Below are 20,374 nucleotides of genomic sequence, written 5' to 3' on the forward strand. Positions count from 1 at the left end.
TGAGATGTACTTATTAAAAATTTAAGAAAGAGAGGGAAAGTCAGATGAGCAAATTACTGATAAACAACCAAACAAACTGCATATCATCTACATTATTAATCCCTTCTTTGGATTCTATTTAGCGTACAGTGAAGCAATTATTGTATACGTATATCTAGGCTCTGTTCTGAATGGGACAGGGCTTTTTTGTGCGCTTTTTAGAAAAAAGAAGAGGAAGAAAAGTGGAGTCGGTCAAGCGACTCAAAGGGAGAAAGAATGAAATACATTTTAAACCAATTAGCAAGTTATTTTAATGAACACAAAAAACGCTATGTCATTGTCGTTTTGTTTATGCTGATAGCCAGCGCAATGTATGTAGCACCGACGTATATTATTCGCTTATTTGTGGATGCGATTATCGCCAAACAATTAACTAGTCAGATGTTACTTCAATACAGTGTGCTTTTTGGAGGCGCGATTGTCCTAGCATATCTGACCGAGTTTGTCTGGACCTTTTTTCTATTCATTGGTTCCTTCGATTTACAACGGAATTTACGTGGGGATTTGATGACGCACTTTCTAAAAATGGGTGCACCTTTTTATCATCGTTTTCGAACAGGAGATTTGATGACGCGCTCGAGTGATGATGTCCAAGTCATGGGGATGACGGTGGGCTATGGCTTGATGGTCTTTTTGAACACTAGCGTATACTTAGCGTTTATTGTCGTGATGATGGCTTGGAGTGTATCCTGGCAATTGACATTGATTGCATTGATCCCGATGCCAGTGTTGGCTTACTTTATTTTCAAATGGGGCTCAGAGGTAGATAAGTCATTCACGGATGCACAAAATTCTGTTTCCGAGATGAATAGTGAAGTCTTAGAGATGATTGATGGCATTCGTGTCGTGCGTGCATTTGGTCTGGAAGAAGCCACTACGGCTCAGTTTGAAGCACGTACAGAAGAAACAAAAAGCAAAAATGATCGCGTCTCAGAAATCGATGCACGCTTTACACCACTGGTTACGATTATTTTAGCAATTAGTTTTGTGTTAAGTTTTGGCTTTGGTGCCTTATTGGTCGTCCGTCAACAAATTACCATTGGGGCGATGGTTTCGTTTCAAGTGTATTTAACGATGGTCGTCTGGCCTATGATTTCAGCGGGAGACTTAGTGAATGTCATGCAGCAAGGAGCAGCTTCTTGGCGACGAATCAATGAAGTATTGCAGACCGGTGATGGCTTGGAGCAATCCGGTGCAAAAACAGCCACCAGCTTTGAATACTTTGCATTAAAAGATTTTGATTTTCGATATCCTGATACCAAACGACTCGTACTCGCGGGGGTAGATTTGACGATTTCACGTGGTCAAGTCATCGGTATCGTAGGTAAAACGGGGAGCGGCAAGACGACTTTGCTTCGTCAGTTTGGCCACCGCTACCCTTATTCAAATCAAGTGCCTGAGCTAAACGGCTTGCCATTGACGGACTATGAGACGCAATCCGTGCGGTCCCAATTAGCTGAAGTACCGCAAGAACATACCCTTTTTTCGCGAACAATCCGTGAAAATCTCTTGTTTGGTGACAGCCAAGCAAGTGATGAAAAACTATGGAAAGCACTCGAGATGGCCTGCTTAGCCGAAGACATCCGACTGATGCCAGAGCAACTAGCGACCTTAGTCGGTGAAAAAGGGGTGTCTTTATCTGGTGGACAAAAGCAACGATTGTCCCTAGCTCGTGCCTTTTTAAGAAATAGTCCCGTTTTGTTACTAGATGATGCACTTTCCGCCGTCGATGCTAAGACCGAGCAAGCCATTATCGAAAATCTCAGCAACCAAACGATTACCGATACTTTAGTCATCGTGACCCATCGTTTGTCGGCGATTACGACAGCCGATCAAGTACTTGTCTTGGACGAAGGACAAGTTGTCCAACGCGGTACCCATGCATCCTTGATTCAAGAGCCTGGCTGGTACCAAGATCAATATTATCATCAACAAATAAAGGAGGATGAAGCGTCTGATGCTTAAGACTATTATCCGATTATTGAGTTATATCCGCTTTTATAAGCAGCGATTTCTAGTAGGTGCGAGTCTATTGGTTATCGCCACGGGCTTAGAACTATATTCCCCGATGATTGCCAAGCGGTTAATTGACCAAGTCCTGACACCTGCATATGAGACAGGCGTCTTAAACAAAGAATGGCTGATTATCTTATTAATGAGCTATCTTTTATTAAACAGTGTAGGATCATTATTAAAGTATGTTAGTTTATTGTTACTAAGAAAAATGTCCAATCGAATTGTCAAACGCATGCGCAATGAATTATTTGCCCACATGCATCACCTGCCGATTTCCTATTTTGATCAGCTACCAGCCGGAAAAGTTGTTGCACGCATCACAAATGACACCGAAGCTTTGCGAGGAAATTTTTATGTGAGTGTCATTAGCAACATGCTTAGTAATATGATTCAAATTATTGGTGCATTTACTGCCTTGTTGCTATTAGATAGACGCTTAGGCGTAGCGATGCTAATTTTAGTTCCGATTTTAATTATTTGGCAAAAGCAATACACAAAATATGCCTCTAAATACAATCTAGCTATGCGAGAATATATCTCCCAGATTAGCGGACAGCTGAATGAGTTTGTCCAAGGAATGGCGGTCGTGCAAGCATTTCAGCGCGAAAATCAATTGCTACACGAATTCAAAGATACTGTCCAAAAGTGGTTTGAGATGGGAAGAAAATACTTGCTTTTGGATTCATCGGTGGCGTGGGGATTTGCCAATCTATTAAGAAACGTCACGATGTTAACTGTGATTTCATTGGCTTCTTATCAATTTTTAGATGGCCATATGCTCCTTTCAGCGGGTCTGATGTATGTCTTTATCGACTACATCAATCGCTTGTTTGACCCGATTGAGGGATTCGTACAAACAATTGCCAATATCCAACAATCTCTAGCCGCTGGTCAACGAATTTTTGAGTTTGCTGATCAAAAAACTGAATCACAAGAAGAAAAGCAAATGCAGATTAAAGAAGGCGATGTTACCTTTCATGATGTCACATTTGGCTATTTGCCAGAGCAAACAGTTTTGAAAAATATTACTTTCCATGCAGCACCAGGAGAGACAGTCGCTCTTGTCGGTCACACTGGCTCAGGAAAATCGAGTATTTTGAATTTACTTTTTCGGTTTTATGATCCGCAAGCCGGCTCCATTGTGATTGATGGTCAGACCATCGAAGAATACAGTCGCCAAAGTGTACGAAAGGGCATGGCGATTGTCTTACAGGACCCGTATCTTTTTTCAGGGACAATTGCTTCGAATATCGGGATGAATCGCCCAGATATTACGGATGAAATGATTGTGGATGCGATGGAGCAAGTCGGTGCAGCCTATTTATTGGACCGCTATGAAGAAGGTATTCACCATCCAGTAGTGGAGAAGGGCAATGAGTTTTCCAGTGGTGAGCGGCAATTGATTAGTTTTGCGCGAGCTTTAGTGGTCAATCCTAAAATTTTAATTTTAGATGAAGCTACTAGCCACGTGGATACAGAGACTGAGACAATTATCCAAAAGGCTATGAATGTCTTAAAGAAAGGGCGTACGACTTTTATGATTGCCCACCGCTTGTCGACGATTAAGGAGGCCAATCAAATCTTAGTCTTAGATCGAGGTGAAATTGTCGAGCAAGGGACGCATCGCTCATTAATAGAACATGCAGGAATTTATCAACAAATGTATCAAATGCAAGCAGAACAACTGTGATAACTAAGAAAATAACAAAAAAAGCGCTGGTGATAGAAATAAAGAATCACCATCGCTTTTTCATATACATTTTATTTTTTTTGTATTAAGATAATTTTATTATTAAAGATTGATGAGATAATCGTTTAAGTAAAGGATGAGTAAGACATGAAGAGGCCAATTATTGGAATTGCAGCGAATGAAATTCAAAATTCGGGAGAAGTATTGCATGAGATGCCAATCTTGTATACACCGCTTGGTTATGTGAAGGCAATCCAAAAAGCAGGTGCACTGGCGATGGTTATACCGATTAGTGAAAAAGAAGCTGCCAAAGAATACATTAGCCAAATTGACAAGCTAGTATTAGCGGGTGGTCAGAATGTCTCAACCAAATTTTACGGGCAACAACTAGAGACAGAAGAGGATTACAGCTACCTAGCACGCGATGAGTTTGAGCTAGCGCTAATTGATGAAGCACTTGTTCAAAAGAAACCGATTTTTGCTGTATGTCGGGGAATGCAATTAGTCAACGTCGCTTTTGGTGGTGACTTGCAACAAAAAATTGATGAAACGAAAGGCATTCGTCATATGCAAGCACCAATTCCACGTGCTGTGCCGACGCATGGAATTCAAACATTGGACCAAAGCATGATACAATCATTATATGGCACACATAATACGGTGAACTCGTTTCATCATCAAGCTGTGAATCGTTTATCAAGTAATTTCACCGAGACTGCGTGGAGTCCAGATAATGTTATCGAAGCAATTGAAGATCCAAAGCACAGCATTTTAGCAGTACAGTGGCATCCGGATTTTGCGTATGAAGAGTTGGTTCAAGAAATGGGTATATTTCAATATGTAGCAAATCATTTATAAGGGAATGAAAAAAGGGGGAAATGGAATGAAGAAACGATTATTGGGTTATTTAGCGATTGCAGCATTGACTCTGTCTGCATGCTCAACAACAGGAAAAAATGAGACGACTACGAGTACAGATAGTAGCTCAAAGCAAGTAATTAATGTTTCAACTTCAGGTGAATTAACGACATTAGATAGTGGGCAATACAGTGATGTCAACAGTTCAGATATGATTGGTCAAGTCACAGAAGGTCTTTATCGCACAGACAAAAATGGTGACCCTGAACTTGCAATTGCTGCTGAAAAGCCAACTGTTAGTGAGGATGGCTTGACGTATACCTTTAAGTTAAGAGATGCCAAATGGAGTAATGGAGATGACGTGACGGCAGCTGACTTTGTGTATGCATACCAATACGTTGTCGATCCGACCAATGCATCAAGTAGTAGCAACCGAATGGATATTTTCAAAAACGCGAGCAAAATTCGTCAAGGAGAGGCAGATGTCGATACATTAGGTGTCACAGCTGTCGATGACCACACCTTACAGATTGTGCTAGAAAGTCCAATTACTTATTTAGATCAAATTTTAGTAGGTACACCATTTATGCCAAAAGATGTGAACTTCGCTAAAGAAAAAGGGAAGGATTATGGAACTAGTTCAGAGAACTTTGTGGGAAATGGACCATTCAAAATCGAAGGGTGGACAGGAGCCAATGAGTCTTGGAAATTAGTTAAAAATGATAGCTATTGGGATACAGGCAATGTTCAATTAGAAGAAATTGATGTGCAAGTAGTCAAGGAAACAGGAACCGGCGTAAACTTATTTGAAACCGATGCGCTTGACTATACGACATTGACTGATACCTACGCGCAACAATATAAAGGCAACGACTTAGCTCACTATGTACCGAAAGCTTTGGTAGGCTATATTAGTGCCAATCAGAAGCGTGACGTCACAGGAAACTTAAATGTCCGTCAAGCTATTTTGCAGGCCATTGATAAAAAATCATTTGCAGAAGATATATTAGGCGATGGCTCGACTGCTTTAAATGGTTTCGTCCCAAGTAACTTCGCAAAAGATCCATCAACTGGTGAAGATTTCCGTAAAGAAAACGGCGATTTGCTTCCATATAATCTTGAAAAGGCACAAGCTTCATGGGCCAAAGCCAAAGAAGAATTAGGAAAAGATCAAATTACATTGGAACTACTTTCTTCCGATACAGCCTCTTCTAAAAAGACCGTTGAGTACATTCAAGGACAACTTGAGCAAAACTTACCAGGTTTGACTATTACGATCAAATCTGTACCGTTGCAAAACCGTTTAGATTTACAATCAGCAGGTGATTTTGATTTAGTGTTTGGTACATGGACACCGGACTATGCAGACCCTATCAACTTCTTAGAATTTTATGATTCAAAAGGTGGGTTGAATACATCTGGCTATGCAAGTTCTAGCTATGACCAAGGATTAGAAGAAGCTCGTACGACATTAGCGAATGATGCTGATGCACGATGGAAAGAACTATTAGCACTGGAAAAACAACTGATTGAAACAGATACAGCCGTGTTGCCATTGTATCAAGGTGCAGTAGCATACTTACAATCGGAGAAACTACAAAATCTTCAAATTTTCCCATTTGGCCGAACTGTATCTTACCGTTTAGCATATGTGAAGTAATTGTTCCCATGAATAATGAAAAATACCTGAACATTAGTTTATACATTTATATAGTGAATTCGACTAATCTTAGCTTTCGACTATAAAAATGATATAGAGATATGTTCAGGTATTTTTTGTATGTGTATTTTTAGCAATCCGGCATAACCGTATTTGGTATGGCACATTTATACGTTTTTCCTTTTAGATTACGTAAATGCTCCTCTTTCCCTTTTTTTATTCTTTCGGGTGAAGTAAAGGCATCGATTGCTGTTAAAGCGATTGCTTTACCCGCATTGAGTAATCCTTTGTGAGCGACTGAAGATTTTCCGTTAGCAACCCATTGCCAGCTATGAGGAGCACTTCCCAAAGGCTCACAACCAATCCAAACTTGGGCAGTAGGGCATATCCAGCTGACATCTCCGACATCTGTCGATCCTCCTCCAGTTCCATCAAATGAAAGTGGTAAAATAAATTGACAAATAGGAAGAGAAACGTATTCTTTAAGTTCTTCAACACTTTTATCTGGGAAAATATCCAAAAGCTTGTGATAGATGTCTTGTTTCACTGAATCAGCAATTGTATCATAATAGCCTTGTTCATAGGCCAATTCTTCAGCAGAATAGTCAAATAAATCAATCAAGGATAGATTTTCATGCATCTGTGCTGTCCAAAGTTTATTTGGTATATATTCATAACATGCAGAATCAAGGCTAACCTCCATAGTCGTACCAGTCATTAATGCGGCCCCTTCTGCAATTTTAGTCACTCTTTCGTAAATCTCGGTAGCTTGTTCCATTTTCGGTGCACGAACATAATAAAATAAAGAAGCACTTGATTGAACAACGTTAGGAGAGGTGCCTCCTGTATCTGTAAAGGCATAATGGATTCTTGCATCATCAATAATGTGTTCACGTAAAAATTGTACACCGATATTCATTAATTCAGCGGCATCTAATGCGCTACGACCTAATTCAGGAGCTCCCGCTGCATGAGATGAAATACCTTTAAAGTGATAATTGACATGGTATACAGCCAAACTTGAAGCACCCCAAGCTCCTGTCTGATCCATCGGGTGCCAACTTAATGCCAAATCTAATTCATCAAACAGACCAGCTCTGGCAATATATGACTTTCCACAACCACCTTCCTCTGCAGGGCAACCGAATAATTTAATTGTACCCGGACCACCCGTTTCTTTTAAAAATTCTTTCGCTCCCACAGCTCCTGCAACAGCACCCATCCCCAGTAAATTATGACCGCATCCATGCCCATTAGCACCTTTAGTAATGGGCTCTTGTTTCTTTAAGTCAGCTTGTTGACTTAAATTAGAAAGCGCATCATATTCACCAAGAATACCTACTATAGGAGACCCACTACCATATGTGGCTACATAGGCATTACGCATGCCACCAATGCCCTTTTCTATCGTAAATCCTTCTTTTTCTAAGACACTATAATGTTGTTGTACAGATTGATCGACGGCAAAGCGTAGTTCAGGTGTGTCCCATATAGAATCAGAAGCTTGAAAAAAAATTTCTTTTTTTTCATTCAATATCTCCATTATTCTTTCTTTTTTCAAAAGACCACTCTTTTCTAATTTTATTTTAATATTTTTAATAGAAATTTTAACATATATCATGAATATATAAGTTGTAAATCATTGATTTTTTTCAGAAAATCACAAATTAAAAATGAAATAAGCTATTAAATCAACTTTATCTAATAATAGTAAGAAAAGATTGTGTAAAATTAATAAAAATAGAAAAGTGAGAAAATAGTGAATTAATTATGAAAATAGATTGCAATAATCTAATTAAATTCTTATAATTTGACTTACGTTAGGTTTTATTACGTGAAAATGGTTAGTTTAAGGAGGGCGTCTCATGAATTTAGCTGAAGATACATTGGCTTCTCAATTTTTAGAAAAAGCAATTGCTATCTTACAAGAGAATAGGGATTATACGATTGCGAATCGACGACATTTACATGAGTTTCCAGAGTTGTCATTTCAAGAGGAGCAGACAAGATCATTTATTCAAAAGGAATTGTTAGCATATGGATATAGTGATATCCAAACAGAGGTAGGCGGTGGCGGTATTTTAGCTACGTTAGATACTGGGAAACCAGGACCAACAATTGCACTTAGAGCTGATTTTGATGCTTTGCCAATCCAAGAAGAAAGTGACTTACCATTTAAATCAAAAAACGATGGTGTCATGCATGCTTGTGGACATGATGTCCATACAGCAACATTATTATCCGTTGCACAAGCTGTAGGGAAACTTTCAAGTGATTTATCAGGTAAATTAATTTTTATTTTTCAACATGCTGAGGAATTGCCACCAGGTGGAGCAATTGCAATTATGGAATCTGGGGCTTTAGATGATGTGGATGCAATATTTGGCTTACATATCCAAGGCGGAACTGTTGACGCAGGAAAGCTCTATATTCACCCAGGATATATGATGGCTGCTGCTGACTCGTTTGAAATCCAAATTCAGGGAAAAGGTGGTCATGGATCAGCTCCGCATACCACAGTCGATGCTACAGTAGTTGCAGCATATTTAATTCAAGAATTACAAACGATTGTTAGCAGAAGAAAAGATCCAATTAAAGCAGGGGTTTTATCCGTTACAGCCTTTCACGCAGGAGAAGGGGCCGATAATATTATTGCAGATAAAGCATATTTGAAAGGAACTGTTCGAACATTTGAAAAAGAAGTACAACAACAATTTAAAGAAGGTATTTCAGCAATGGTAGAACATATTGCAGCTGCTCACGGTGCCACAGCTAAAGTAACATATAAATACGGTTATCCTTCTGTGTACAATTATCCCGAAGAAACAAGTTTGGTAGAGAAAATATTTATTGAACAATTTGGAGAAGAAAATGTTGTTACAGTTCAGCCAACAATGGGTGGTGAGGATTTTGCTTATTATTTGCAAAAAATACCAGGAACTTTCTTTAATGTACCGGCAGGGATTGCGACACAAGAAATAAATTATCCACATCACCATCCAAAATTTACTGCTGATGAAGAGAGTCTATTCATTGGAGCACAAGCATTTTTATCTATTATTCAACACTATTTAATAGAGAATGAATCAATAGAAGGGATAGATAATGTATGACTTTAGAAAAATGGTTAGCAGATTTAGAATCCGGACACGAAGAAGCATTAGGAAATCGACGCTATCTTCATCAACACCCTGAACTGTCTTATAAAGAAGAAAAAACAGCACAATATATTATTGAACAATTAACTGCATACGGTATCACTGATATCCAGCCCAATTTTGGTAATGGATACGGCATTGTTGCAAAAATTAAAGGGGGACATCCCGGGTTAACAATCGCTTTGCGTGCTGATTTTGACGCTTTGGCAATTACGGAAGAAACAGATGTTCCATTTATTTCAGAAAATGAAGGTGTCATGCATGCATGTGGTCATGATGTTCATACTGCTGGTTTATTAAGTGTCGCTAAAGTATTACAAAATAATCGTAGTGACCTTCATGGAAATGTTGTATTAATTCATCAAAATGCAGAAGAAATTCAACCAGGCGGAGCTAAATTCATGGTAGAAGCTGGGGCACTAGAGGGTGTTGATTTTGTTTTTGGTATTCATGTATCCTCTTTATTACCAAAAGGAATGATTGCTTATTCTGAACCATACGGATCTGCTAATTCAGATACCTTCAAAATTGATATTCAAGGAAAAGGCGGTCATGCTGCTCATCCAAGTGAAACGGTCGATTCAATCGTAATTGCTAGCCAAATAATTACCAATTTACAAACACTAGTTAGTCGTAAAGTCGATCCAATCGAGGCCGGGGTATTAACTTTTGCAAGTGTAAAGGCTGGCGGAGATGCGTATAACATTATTGCAGATACTGCAAAAATAGTTGGTACGGTTCGTACACTTGATGCTAAAACGAGAGAAGTATTAAAAAATGGCGTTGTCACATTGCCAAATGTTATTGCCAGTATTCAAGGTGGGACGGCCACGACTTTTTATCGTGATGGCTATCCTGCTATCCAGCAATCAGAACCAGAATTGAAACAAGTTGTAAAAATAGTAAGTAACTTATTTGGAGAAGATAAGGTTGTACAAATTCCCACAGGTATGGGTGGGGAAGACTTTTCTTATTATGTCCAAGAAAAACCCGGGTGCTTCTTTTATGTAGGAGGAAATAATCCTGATATTGATGCAGTTTATCCACACCACCATCCTAAATTTAAATTGGACGAGAGTTGTTTACTTCAATCGGGGCAATCATTTTTAGCCATCGTCGCACATTACTTAACAACTAACGATGGTAAATCCTCAAAATAGATTGGAGGTAAAGAAATGGGAAAATACATCATTAAAAGAATTTTGATTACTATACCAGTTTTGTTATTGGTAACAATTTTTTGTTTTGGAATTGTTAATTTAGCACCAGGAGATCCGACAGATTTATATATTTCTGAAAATGCAACTGCGCAACAAAAGGAACAAATGCGAGAAAATCTAGGATTGAATCAACCCTTACCAGTGCAGTACGTTAAATGGCTAGGAAATTTATTACAAGGAAATCTCGGTATTTCATTTTCTTCGCGGGTAGCCGTAACAGAGGTACTTCCAAATAAAATTCAAGCAACGCTCACGCTTATGCTAGCTACACTATTGCTATCTTACATATTAGCAGTTCCGTTAGGTATCATTTGTGCCAAAAAGCAAGGCGGTTGGCTAGATACACTGATTACAAGCTTTTCGTTTTTAGGAGTATCAATCCCTAACTTTTTCTTTGGGTTAGGCTTAATCTTTATATTTGCCTTACAACTTAAATGGTTGCCGACCGGGGGAATGACCACTTTGGGCCAAGAGTCCAATGCCATTGATAGTTTAAAACATTTGATTATGCCCACTGTCGTACTTTCAGCTTTTTATTGTTCGAATATGATTCGCTATGTTCGAGCAAATATGATCGAAATTTTTTCGGAGAATTATATGAGAACTGCTAAGGCTAAAGGATTAAATCAAAAGCTGACTTTATGGAGACATGGTGTAAAAAATTCCTTAGTATCAATTATAACCGTAGCTAGTTCTGACATACCTAAAATGCTAGGTGGAGCAGTTGTAACGGAACAAATTTTTCAATGGCCTGGAATTGGTCAGCTAATGATTTCTTCTATTAATTCTAGGGATTATCCAGTGTTAATGGCCATTAATCTAGTAGCAGCATTGGGAGTAATGCTTTGCAATCTCTTGGCAGACATTCTCTATGCGGTCGTTGATCCTAGAATTCGGTACTAAAGGAGGTGTGCGAATGGAAATGACCAATATGTTCAAAACTGTTTCAAGAAAGAAACTTGAAGAATTGGAACATCTGAGCCAATTGCAAGGAACAGCTCAGAATGAAGATGGCTATCTAAAGACGTTGGTCAAACGGTTTTTCAGAGATAAGTTGGCTGTGGCTAGTTTGATTTTATTCATTCTTTTTATCGTGATTGCCGTGTTTGCTTCGGCGATTTCTCCCTATGATCCAACCAAAACAGTCGGCTATTTTGAAGCAGCACCTTCCGCCAAAAATCTGCTAGGTACAGATGAAGTAGGGCGTGATGTACTGAGTCGCTTGATTTATGGGACCCGCGTTTCATTGATTGTTGGTGTCCTTTCTGTGATTATTTATGCCGTTATCGGCACCACTTTAGGCTTATTGAGTGGGTTTTTAGGTGGTATTTGGGATACAACCATCATGAGAATTACGGAAGTTTTCATGTCATTTCCTTATTTCATGGTGATTTTGGTTATTGTCAGTTTGATTGGCCCAAGTATTTGGACCGTCACGTTTGTAATTGGGTTACTGGGATGGCCGATGATTTGTCGCTTGGTTCGTGGGGAAGTGATGAAATTAAAAAATGCGGACTACGTACAAGCAGCGATTGCTTCTGGTTACACCACGTTCCAGATTATGTTTAAACATATTTTTCCCAATATTCTGACATTAATTTTAGTCAATATGACGTTTGGGGTTGCAACATCGATTATTACCGAAGCCTCGTTAAGCTTTCTAGGTGTAGGTGTGCAACCACCGACTTCTAGTTGGGGGAATATGATGTCCAACGCACAGTCATTAAATGTGCTGCAAAATCAGTATTGGCGTTGGTTACCAGCAGGAATTATGGTGTTATTAACGGTATTGTCAATCAATTTTATCGGTGATGGACTGAGAAAAGCGATTGAGGGAGATATGAAATAGAAAAGAAAAGAGGGATTGACATGACAATCAAAACGAAAAAGAAAGCCATTTGGATGGGAATCATTACCTTGTTAAGTGTTACATTGTTAGCTGCCTGTGGGGGATCCAGTGATAGCTCAAGTGGATCAAGCACTGAGTCAAGTTCGGCCACCAAAAAAGATACTCTATACATTGGATTAACTAATGCACCCGGTGGTTTCAACCCAGCTAATTCGACAGATACGTCTGGTCAATGGATTTTGCGGATGTTGTACCCAACACTATTGGATCAACCAGAGTCTTTAACCTTTAAAGGGAATTTGGCTGATTCATTTGAAACAACGGACAACCAAACTTTTACAATCAAGCTTCGCAGTGGTGCGAAATGGTCAGATGATAAACCAATTACTGCGGAAGATGTCGCATATTCATTGAATTTGATTGCCAATCCAGATGTTGAAACCTCTTTTGGGGTGAATATTTCTAGTCTGAAGGGGGTCAAAGATACTGGGAAATTGGATGATGGCACCACAGAAATCAGTGGGGTTAAAGTTGTGGATGATAGCACTTTAACCTTAACCACTAAAACACCCGTGGATCCTAATTATTTGAAGGAAATGATTGGATTTAATATCTACATTGTACCAAAACACATCGTAGAAAAAGAAGATTTAAAAAATCTATCTAGTTCAACTTTTGCTACGGCCCCAACGGTATCAGGAAGTCTTTACAAATTTGTGAAGTACGAAAAGGATTCGTATGTTCAGTTAGAAGCCAATCCTTCTTACTATAAAGGAGAAGCAAAACTGAAGAATGTTTACTTGAAAATCGTGAACGGGACAAGTTTAGTAACTGAATTAGAATCTGGTGGCGTAGACATGGCTGCTGGTGGCGGAATTGGGGTTATTCCGGTTTCGGATATTGATACCTTGAAGAAAAATAGCAACTTGACGTTTAAGAGCTATCCTGGATTTGCGACTCAATTTATGTTCATTAATAACGATGACTTTGATGCCAAAGTTCGGTTAGCGATGACGTATGCGATTGACCGTGAAGCTATAGTGAAACAATTGTTCCGTGGCAATGCGGAAGTTCTACCAACTTCGTATACCTCTGCAAGCAAGTACTATGACAAAGATTTGAAGGCTATACCACATGATGTAGCGAAAGCCAAAGCATTAATCAAAGAATCTGGCTTTGATACAAGCAAAGAAATTGAGTTGACGGTGCCAACTGGAAACAAAGCACGGGAACAATCAGCCAACTTGATTCAACAAAATCTAGAAGAAGCTGGTTTCAAAGTGAAACAAGTAAGTTTTGATTTTGTTACAGCCTTGGCTAATGTGCGTTCAGGTGATTACCAATTAGGATTAATAGGTATTCCAATGACTTCGGACCCAGACCAAACCTATCTTTGGTCAAAATCAGGAACCACTAATTTAAGTCGCGTGAACGATCCAAAACTGGAAGAATTGATTGCTCAAGGAAAAGCTTCGACAAATATGGATGACCGGAAAAAAATCTATGATGAAATTCAAGCGTACTGGAAAGAACAAGCCTACGCAGTTGGTCTTTATGCCGATTACCAATACAAAGTACAAAGTAAAAACCTTGATGGCGGGATCAAAGAATTTTGGGTAGGTAGCTTATACGATATGCAAGATTGGACCAAAAAATAATTAGAGAAGTGAAATAGTTCTTAAGAATGGGACCTGTTCGATTGAATGCGTGTCCCATTCTTCTTAAAAAGGATGCAACGAAAGGGAGGTTGATGTGCATGGAAAACCAGAAAAAAATACTTTCAGTCGAAGAGTTATCCGTATCGTTTCAGACTTCTGAAGGTGTCATCCATGCGGTTCGTGGGGTGACTTTTGACTTATATGAAGGAGAAACCTTAGCGCTAGTTGGAGAATCTGGATCTGGAAAAAGTGTATCAACCAAAGCGATTACACAGATTTTACCGCAACGGCATACAACAATCAAAAGTAACGGTATTCTATTTGAAGGAGAGAATTTATTAGATCAGAAAGAAAGTCGAATGAACCAAATTCGAGGCAAAGAAATTGCGATGATTTTTCAAGATCCTATGACCTCGCTGAACCCGGTGCTAACAGTCGGCTTACAAATTATGGAGCCATTGATTGTGCATCAAAATTATAAGAAAAAAGAAGCCAAAGAAAAAGCCATTGAATTAATGGAACGCGTGGGGATTGTGAAAGCCAAAGAACGGTTTAAACAATACCCCCATCAGTTTTCCGGTGGTATGCGTCAGCGGGTTATGATTGCCATGGCATTGGCGTGTCATCCGAAAATTATGATTGCAGATGAGCCAACTACTGCCTTGGATGTAACGATTCAAGCACAAATTATTGAGTTGTTAAAAGAATTAAAAACGGAATTTCAAATGTCTACCATCTTCATTACGCATGATTTAGGCGTGGTTGCCAATATCGCTGATCGTGTAGCTGTGATGTATGCAGGTAAAATCGTTGAAATTGGTACAGCAAATGAAATTTTTTATAATCCAAAACACCCGTACACTTGGGGGCTACTAGCATCAATGCCGGATATGGAAACGGATGACCATGATTTGTATACCATCCCAGGTTCTCCTCCTAACCTACTGCATGTGCCAAAAGGAGACCCATTTGCTTCACGGAATGAATTTGCTATGGAGATTGACTTAGTAGAAGAACCCCCGATGTTTCGGATTTCCGATACGCATTTTGCCAGTACCTGGTTATTGGATGACCGTGCACTAAAGATTGAACCACCGCAAGAAATTGTGGAACGACAAAAATTATTTGCCCAACTTCAAGGAAACGAGGTCGTTCTATGAATAGAAATCTGATTATTCAAATCAAAGGAGTTAAGAAAGTTTACAACCAAGGAAAAGCAAATGAAGTTCGCGCAGTTGACGATATTACTTTCGATATTTATGAAGGAGAAACATTTGGCTTAGTAGGAGAATCTGGAAGTGGAAAATCAACCACTGGAAAGTTATTGATGAAACTAGAAGAGATAACGGATGGTCAAATTATTTTTTTAGGAGATAACATTCAAAATAAGAAAAATCGCAAAGATTTGTTGGCATTTCGAAAGAATATCCAAATGATTTTTCAAGATCCTTATGCTTCGCTGAATCCTCGACTAACAGTAAAAGAAATTATTGGTGGACCACTTGAAGTTCACCAGTTAGTTAAAAATAAAAAAGAGCGCGATGATAGAGTATATGAATTGTTAGATTTAGTAGGTTTGAATCGGAGTTTTGCCAATCGTTATCCTCGTGAATTTTCAGGAGGACAGTGTCAAAGGATTGGGATTGCTCGAGCTATTGCGCTTGAACCAAAGTGTATCATTGCAGATGAGGCCATCTCAGCGTTAGATGTATCTATTCAGGCTCAAATTGTAAATCTATTAAGAAACTTAAAGAAAAAAGAAAAACTAACTTATTTATTTATTGCTCACGATTTGTCGATGGTGAAGTATATCAGTGATCGCATTGGGGTGATGAATCGAGGAAAGTTATTAGAATTGGCAACTGCTGATGATATTTATCACTATCCACTACACCAGTATACTGAGTCACTGCTTTCAGCAATACCTGAACCAGATCCCATTTCTGAAAAACACAGAACAAGAATTGGCTATGATGAGACCAAAATTTCCTATAATGAAAATGACCCAGACGTAGGATTATATGAGATTGTACCTGGGCATTTTGTTTATTGCCATCAGCAAGAAATTGCTATGTATCAAAAAAAATATGAGGCATTAAAGGAGAAAAAAGAGACGATGGTTCTTTCATAAGAAGAGGACAAAAGGGGGTGATTGAATGATAATGTTTACAAGTTTAGGGGTGTTAGTTTTTGCAGCAATTTTAAGCGAAGCGGCATTTATATCTGATAAAAATAAGACAAGTACCTTATTTCAAAAATTAGTCGTATTCATGTGTGCTGGAATTGCGTATGCATTAGTGGGTTTCGGTCTTTCAGAAGGAAAACTGATGTTAGGGATAACATCTGCTTTTTCAGAAAGTGGAACCATTTCAGCTAACCTTTTACAAGGTGTAATGGTCAGTGTTCTTATTGGAATGTTTGCAACAAATTCAATCGCTGAAAGAGCGCAAAACTTGGTATATGGTGGATTGGCATTAGTGGTTGGGATAATAATTGAACCAGCTTTAAATATCTTATTACAACCAAATGCTCTACTTACCAAAATGGGTTTTTTAGATAATCAAACCATTAGTATCCAACTTGCTATTGCTGTGATTGCTTTTGTTTCAGCTAACCAAATTGGAGCACGATTAGGAAAATATCAAAATGATACAGTGAATGCTTTGCCCAGTAGTAATTTGTATCTAATCATTTTTTCTGTTCTATTATCTTGGATTGGTTGGCCATTATTTGTTCAAATAGTACTTGAACAAAGAGAACTAGCGGACTTACATACAAAATTCTTCTTTGTAATTTTATTGATCCCAGCGATTAATTTTTTCGTCGCATTGCTCATTTCTAAAATCCACTATCATTATGTTGATGTTGTTTTAGTTATGCATGCAACAAGTTTAGGCATTATTTCAAGTGCCAGTGTAGGTACGCAAACGAATATCGTTGCTTTGATAGCTACTAATATTTTAAGTGTTCCTCTATTATTTTGGTTCATTGAATGGTTAGATAAGAAAGCGAAGATTGATGATCCAAGTAGTATCATCGCTATTTTTGGTATAAGTAGTCTACAGGTGTTAATACTAAAAATGTTATTCTCTAATGTTTCGACAAGTTTAGGAAACAATAAATTACAATGGTTTATTGGGAGCATAGTTGGATATATATTACTAGCAATTTTTGTTAGTGTGATTGCGTATATCAGCTTGAAAGTAATAAGCTATTCATCACGTGGTACACGATTATCTACAATGGAAGAGACAGTTGGGAAAGATAGCAGTATTTTTCATTTGCCTGCTAATTTTCAAGGGCTTCCTGCTGTAAACTACAGTAAGGTGCCTGTGATGGAACAAGTAGATGTTGAGCAAGTAAAACCGACTCTTACTGTGGAAGAACAGGACAATCCAAATAAACAATTTACAGATAGTTCCAATACTAGTACGATTCGTAAGTTTGAAATTTTAACCAACCCTAATCGATTTGACCGTTTGGTAGAAGAATTAAATGCTATTGGAGTCGCTGGAATGAATGTTTCTAATGTAACTGGCTTTGGTGTTCAAAAAGGGCACTCTAGTTATTATCGTGGGTTGGAGGTAGATACGAATTTTTTACCAAAGATTAAATTAGAAGTGGTGGTTAATACGATTTCAACGACAGATATGCTACAAGCTATACAAAGAGCATTATACACTGGTCATGTTGGAGATGGGAAAGTATTTATTTCAACGATTAATCATGTAATCCGTGTAAGTACTGGTGAACATGATTCCCAGGCTTTAGAATACGAGTAGGTCAGCTAAGCGGTTATACCAAAAACGAATATATCTGAGCATCAAGATCGAAAATTTTTTTATTGCCGAGTTTTTTTAGGACTACCGTTTATTTAGTTAAAAAGGAGTGTGACGGAATTTTGTCATACTCCTTTTTTATTTGTGAAGCTAGTTTTTAGTGAGAATACTAGGTATTGTTAAAAGCATGAATACCAACAGTAGAGAGTATTCATTTATTTTCAAAATTTTTAGATAATTTCACAAAACCTCTTTACATTTAGTAAGAGGTTTCTTATAATTTGACTAGTCAACTGAGAATGATTTTCAATTGAGAAAGGGGACGCTATGGATACAATCTATGATGTCTTAATTATCGGGGGAGGTCCCGCGGGTTTATATGCAAGTTTTTATGCTGGGTTACGTGATCTATCTGTTGCGTTATTCGAGGCGCAAGCGGAACTTGGTGGTAAGTTAAATTTTTATCCTGAGAAGATGGTTTGGGACGTAGGGGCATTGCCTCCAACCAAAGGCAAAAAGGTGAATGATTCTTTACAAGAACAAGCCAACCTTTTTGAACCAACGATTCATACTAATACAACAATCAAAACATGGGAAGAACAAGATGGATTATTTGTTTTACGTGATCAAGACGGTACTTGCTATTACGGAAAGACCTTATTAATTGCGATTGGTGGTGGTGTAATTTCACCGCAACAATTATCTTGTCCTGTCGATGCAACAATCACCTCACACATTCACTACGAATTTCCAAATCAGCAAGCCATCTTTGGCAAAAAAATGGTTGTTTCTGGGGGCGGCGATGCGGCGGTTGATTATGCGATTGAGGCGCAATCATACGGGGCAAAAGTTACGCTTTGTTATCGCGGGGAGAACTTAAAGGCCCATGAGTCGCAAGTCAAAAAATTAGCGGCTCTAGGCATAGATGTCTACACCAATCAGACGATTGTAGGTATTGCTAAAGGGGAAGAAACTACTATGGTCTTACAGCTTCAAAGCAAATACGGTGAACCAACGACTGCTTTCTCATGTGACCACCTACTCGTCCAACATGGCTATGATCGTGATACGTCGTTGCTTGAACAAGAAAGTATTACGTTAGATCGCTACAGTGACTTTTATCTTCACTGTCCGTTTCCTACAAAAACAAGTGCTGAAGGGATTTTTGCGGCGGGGGATATTCATTATTTTGATGGCAAAGTCAATTTACTGGCTGGAGCTTTCCAAGACGCAGCATTGGCAGTGAATCAAATCAAGCAATACATTGATCCGAAAAGCCCAGCGTATGGGATGGTTTCTTCTCACAATAAAAAGTTCCATGAGAGAAACCAAGAATTGATGATGTAAAAGAAAAGAGTCTGGGAGTGAACCACATGTCCATTCATTTAAGTAAACACAATCGATTACCGGTTGTGGTTTTTGTCAGTCTGGTATTAGTGCTGGCGATTATTTTATCTGCAGGGATTGCACTGGCAAGTGGCCAAGCGGATATTAGTCTGTCAGAAGTCTACCGAATTTTACTTTATAAAGTAAGTAATGGTTTGTTAGGTAATATCGATGGTATTACGCAAGCCAATGCCAATATTGTTTGGTTTGTGCGGACGCCGCGCATTTTGTTGTCCATCTTTGTCGGCATGGGCTTGGCGGTGAGTGGAGCTGTCATGCAAGCAGTGGTACAAAATCCATTAGCGGATCCATATATACTAGGGATCTCTTCTGGGTCTTCGCTGGGCGCTACGTTTGCTATTTTGGTCGGCTTTGGTGGTGCGTCATTTTTCTTCCAATTTGGGTTAGCGTTGGGGGCTTTTGTCGGGGCGGTCGCTGCGACTTTTCTGGTGTTGTTATTGTCAAGCATTGGTGGGCGGATGACCTCGACTAAATTAGTCCTTTCGGGGACAATTATTAGTTCGTTATGTAGTTCGTTGGCCAATTTAATTGTCTATTTAGCCAATAATGCTGAAGGAATGAAGACGGTCACTTTTTGGTCGATGGGCAGTCTGGCTTCTGCTAGCTGGACCAAATTGCCGATGGTGAGTCTTTTAGTAGTGGGATTAACGATTTTCTTTTTACTGCAGTATCGCGTGCTAAATACGATGCTACTAGGCGATGAAGTAGCGGTAACGCTAGGCGTGAAGCTTGTTGTCTATCGTCGTGTCTATATGGTTTTATCTGCGCTATTGACTAGTATTATTGTCGCAAATTCGGGCATGATTGGGTTTGTTGGATTAATTATTCCTCATATAGTAAGAGGATTTAGTGGCTCAGATCATCGCATTTTGATGCCGCTAACAGCTTTATCTGGTGGCCTGTTTTTAATTTGGGCGGATATTTTGGCTCGCTCGATTCTGACCGGCGTAGAGTTGCCGATTGGGATTATTACAGCCATCATTGGAGCACCGATATTTATTTATATTATTGTGAAGCGGCAATACAATTTTGGAGGATAG

Annotated in this window: 15 protein-coding genes; 14 read left to right on the forward strand and 1 reads right to left on the reverse strand. The window is 38.8% G+C overall.

Annotated features, from left to right (window positions below):
* Positions 1–255: 255 nt before the first annotated feature.
* The 4 genes from NE257_RS09120 to NE257_RS09135 all read left to right on the forward strand — a co-directional run bounded on the left by NE257_RS09120 (position 256) and on the right by NE257_RS09135 (position 6,263).
* The gene (locus tag NE257_RS09120) at positions 256–2,004 is read left to right on the forward strand and encodes an ABC transporter ATP-binding protein (protein ID WP_251886269.1); all 1,749 of its coding nucleotides are present in this window, start codon (positions 256–258) and stop codon (positions 2,002–2,004) included.
* Positions 1,997–3,745 (forward strand): ABC transporter ATP-binding protein, encoded by a 1,749-nt coding sequence (locus NE257_RS09125; protein ID WP_251869329.1) that lies wholly within the window; start codon positions 1,997–1,999, stop codon positions 3,743–3,745. Before NE257_RS09120 ends, NE257_RS09125 begins: the two co-directional genes overlap by 8 nt.
* Positions 3,746–3,892: 147 nt before the next feature.
* A complete protein-coding gene (locus NE257_RS09130; RefSeq protein WP_251886270.1) occupies positions 3,893–4,603 on the forward strand; it encodes a gamma-glutamyl-gamma-aminobutyrate hydrolase family protein in 711 nt (236 codons plus the stop codon).
* 25 nt (positions 4,604–4,628) lie between these two features.
* Positions 4,629–6,263, forward strand: a complete 1,635-nt coding sequence (locus tag NE257_RS09135; RefSeq protein WP_251886271.1) for a peptide ABC transporter substrate-binding protein — start codon at positions 4,629–4,631, stop codon at positions 6,261–6,263.
* A gap of 130 nt (positions 6,264–6,393) precedes the next feature.
* On the opposite strand, the gene NE257_RS09140 is transcribed toward NE257_RS09135, so the two are convergent.
* Positions 6,394–7,806 (reverse strand): M20 family metallopeptidase, encoded by a 1,413-nt coding sequence (locus tag NE257_RS09140; RefSeq protein ID WP_251855501.1) that lies wholly within the window; start codon positions 7,804–7,806, stop codon positions 6,394–6,396.
* A 322-nt stretch (positions 7,807–8,128) separates the two neighbouring features.
* On the opposite strand from NE257_RS09140, the gene NE257_RS09145 reads away from it, so the two are divergent.
* From NE257_RS09145 to NE257_RS09190, 10 genes are all read left to right on the forward strand, one after another.
* Positions 8,129–9,376, forward strand: a complete 1,248-nt coding sequence (locus tag NE257_RS09145; RefSeq protein ID WP_251886272.1) for a M20 metallopeptidase family protein — start codon at positions 8,129–8,131, stop codon at positions 9,374–9,376.
* Entirely contained in the window at positions 9,373–10,581 is a 1,209-nt protein-coding gene (locus tag NE257_RS09150) for a M20 metallopeptidase family protein (protein ID WP_007207415.1), read from the forward strand. The genes NE257_RS09145 and NE257_RS09150 overlap by 4 nt, the downstream gene beginning before the upstream one ends.
* A gap of 15 nt (positions 10,582–10,596) precedes the next feature.
* The gene (locus NE257_RS09155; protein ID WP_251886273.1) at positions 10,597–11,544 is read left to right on the forward strand and encodes an ABC transporter permease; all 948 of its coding nucleotides are present in this window, start codon (positions 10,597–10,599) and stop codon (positions 11,542–11,544) included.
* 13 nt (positions 11,545–11,557) lie between these two features.
* Positions 11,558–12,490 carry an ABC transporter permease gene (locus tag NE257_RS09160; RefSeq protein ID WP_040366082.1) on the forward strand — a complete coding sequence of 311 codons (933 nt, stop codon included), beginning with the start codon at positions 11,558–11,560 and terminating at the stop codon, positions 12,488–12,490.
* 20 nt (positions 12,491–12,510) lie between these two features.
* Positions 12,511–14,148 carry an ABC transporter substrate-binding protein gene (locus NE257_RS09165; protein ID WP_251886274.1) on the forward strand — a complete coding sequence of 546 codons (1,638 nt, stop codon included), beginning with the start codon at positions 12,511–12,513 and terminating at the stop codon, positions 14,146–14,148.
* A gap of 98 nt (positions 14,149–14,246) precedes the next feature.
* Positions 14,247–15,308 carry an ABC transporter ATP-binding protein gene (locus NE257_RS09170; protein WP_276532317.1) on the forward strand — a complete coding sequence of 354 codons (1,062 nt, stop codon included), beginning with the start codon at positions 14,247–14,249 and terminating at the stop codon, positions 15,306–15,308.
* On the forward strand, positions 15,305–16,279 hold the full coding sequence (locus NE257_RS09175; protein WP_251886275.1) for an ABC transporter ATP-binding protein: 975 nt from the start codon (positions 15,305–15,307) through the stop codon (positions 16,277–16,279). Before NE257_RS09170 ends, NE257_RS09175 begins: the two co-directional genes overlap by 4 nt.
* Before the next feature lie 25 nt (positions 16,280–16,304).
* Complete coding sequence (locus NE257_RS09180; protein WP_251869338.1) at positions 16,305–17,930, forward strand: ammonium transporter family protein; 1,626 nt, start codon at positions 16,305–16,307, stop codon at positions 17,928–17,930.
* A gap of 324 nt (positions 17,931–18,254) precedes the next feature.
* Positions 18,255–19,274 (forward strand): NAD(P)/FAD-dependent oxidoreductase, encoded by a 1,020-nt coding sequence (locus NE257_RS09185; protein WP_251886276.1) that lies wholly within the window; start codon positions 18,255–18,257, stop codon positions 19,272–19,274.
* A 26-nt stretch (positions 19,275–19,300) separates the two neighbouring features.
* On the forward strand, positions 19,301–20,374 hold the full coding sequence (locus NE257_RS09190; RefSeq protein ID WP_251852180.1) for a FecCD family ABC transporter permease: 1,074 nt from the start codon (positions 19,301–19,303) through the stop codon (positions 20,372–20,374).

The organism is Enterococcus italicus, from assembly GCF_023743875.1.
GTDB lineage: Bacteria > Bacillota > Bacilli > Lactobacillales > Enterococcaceae > Enterococcus_G > Enterococcus_G italicus.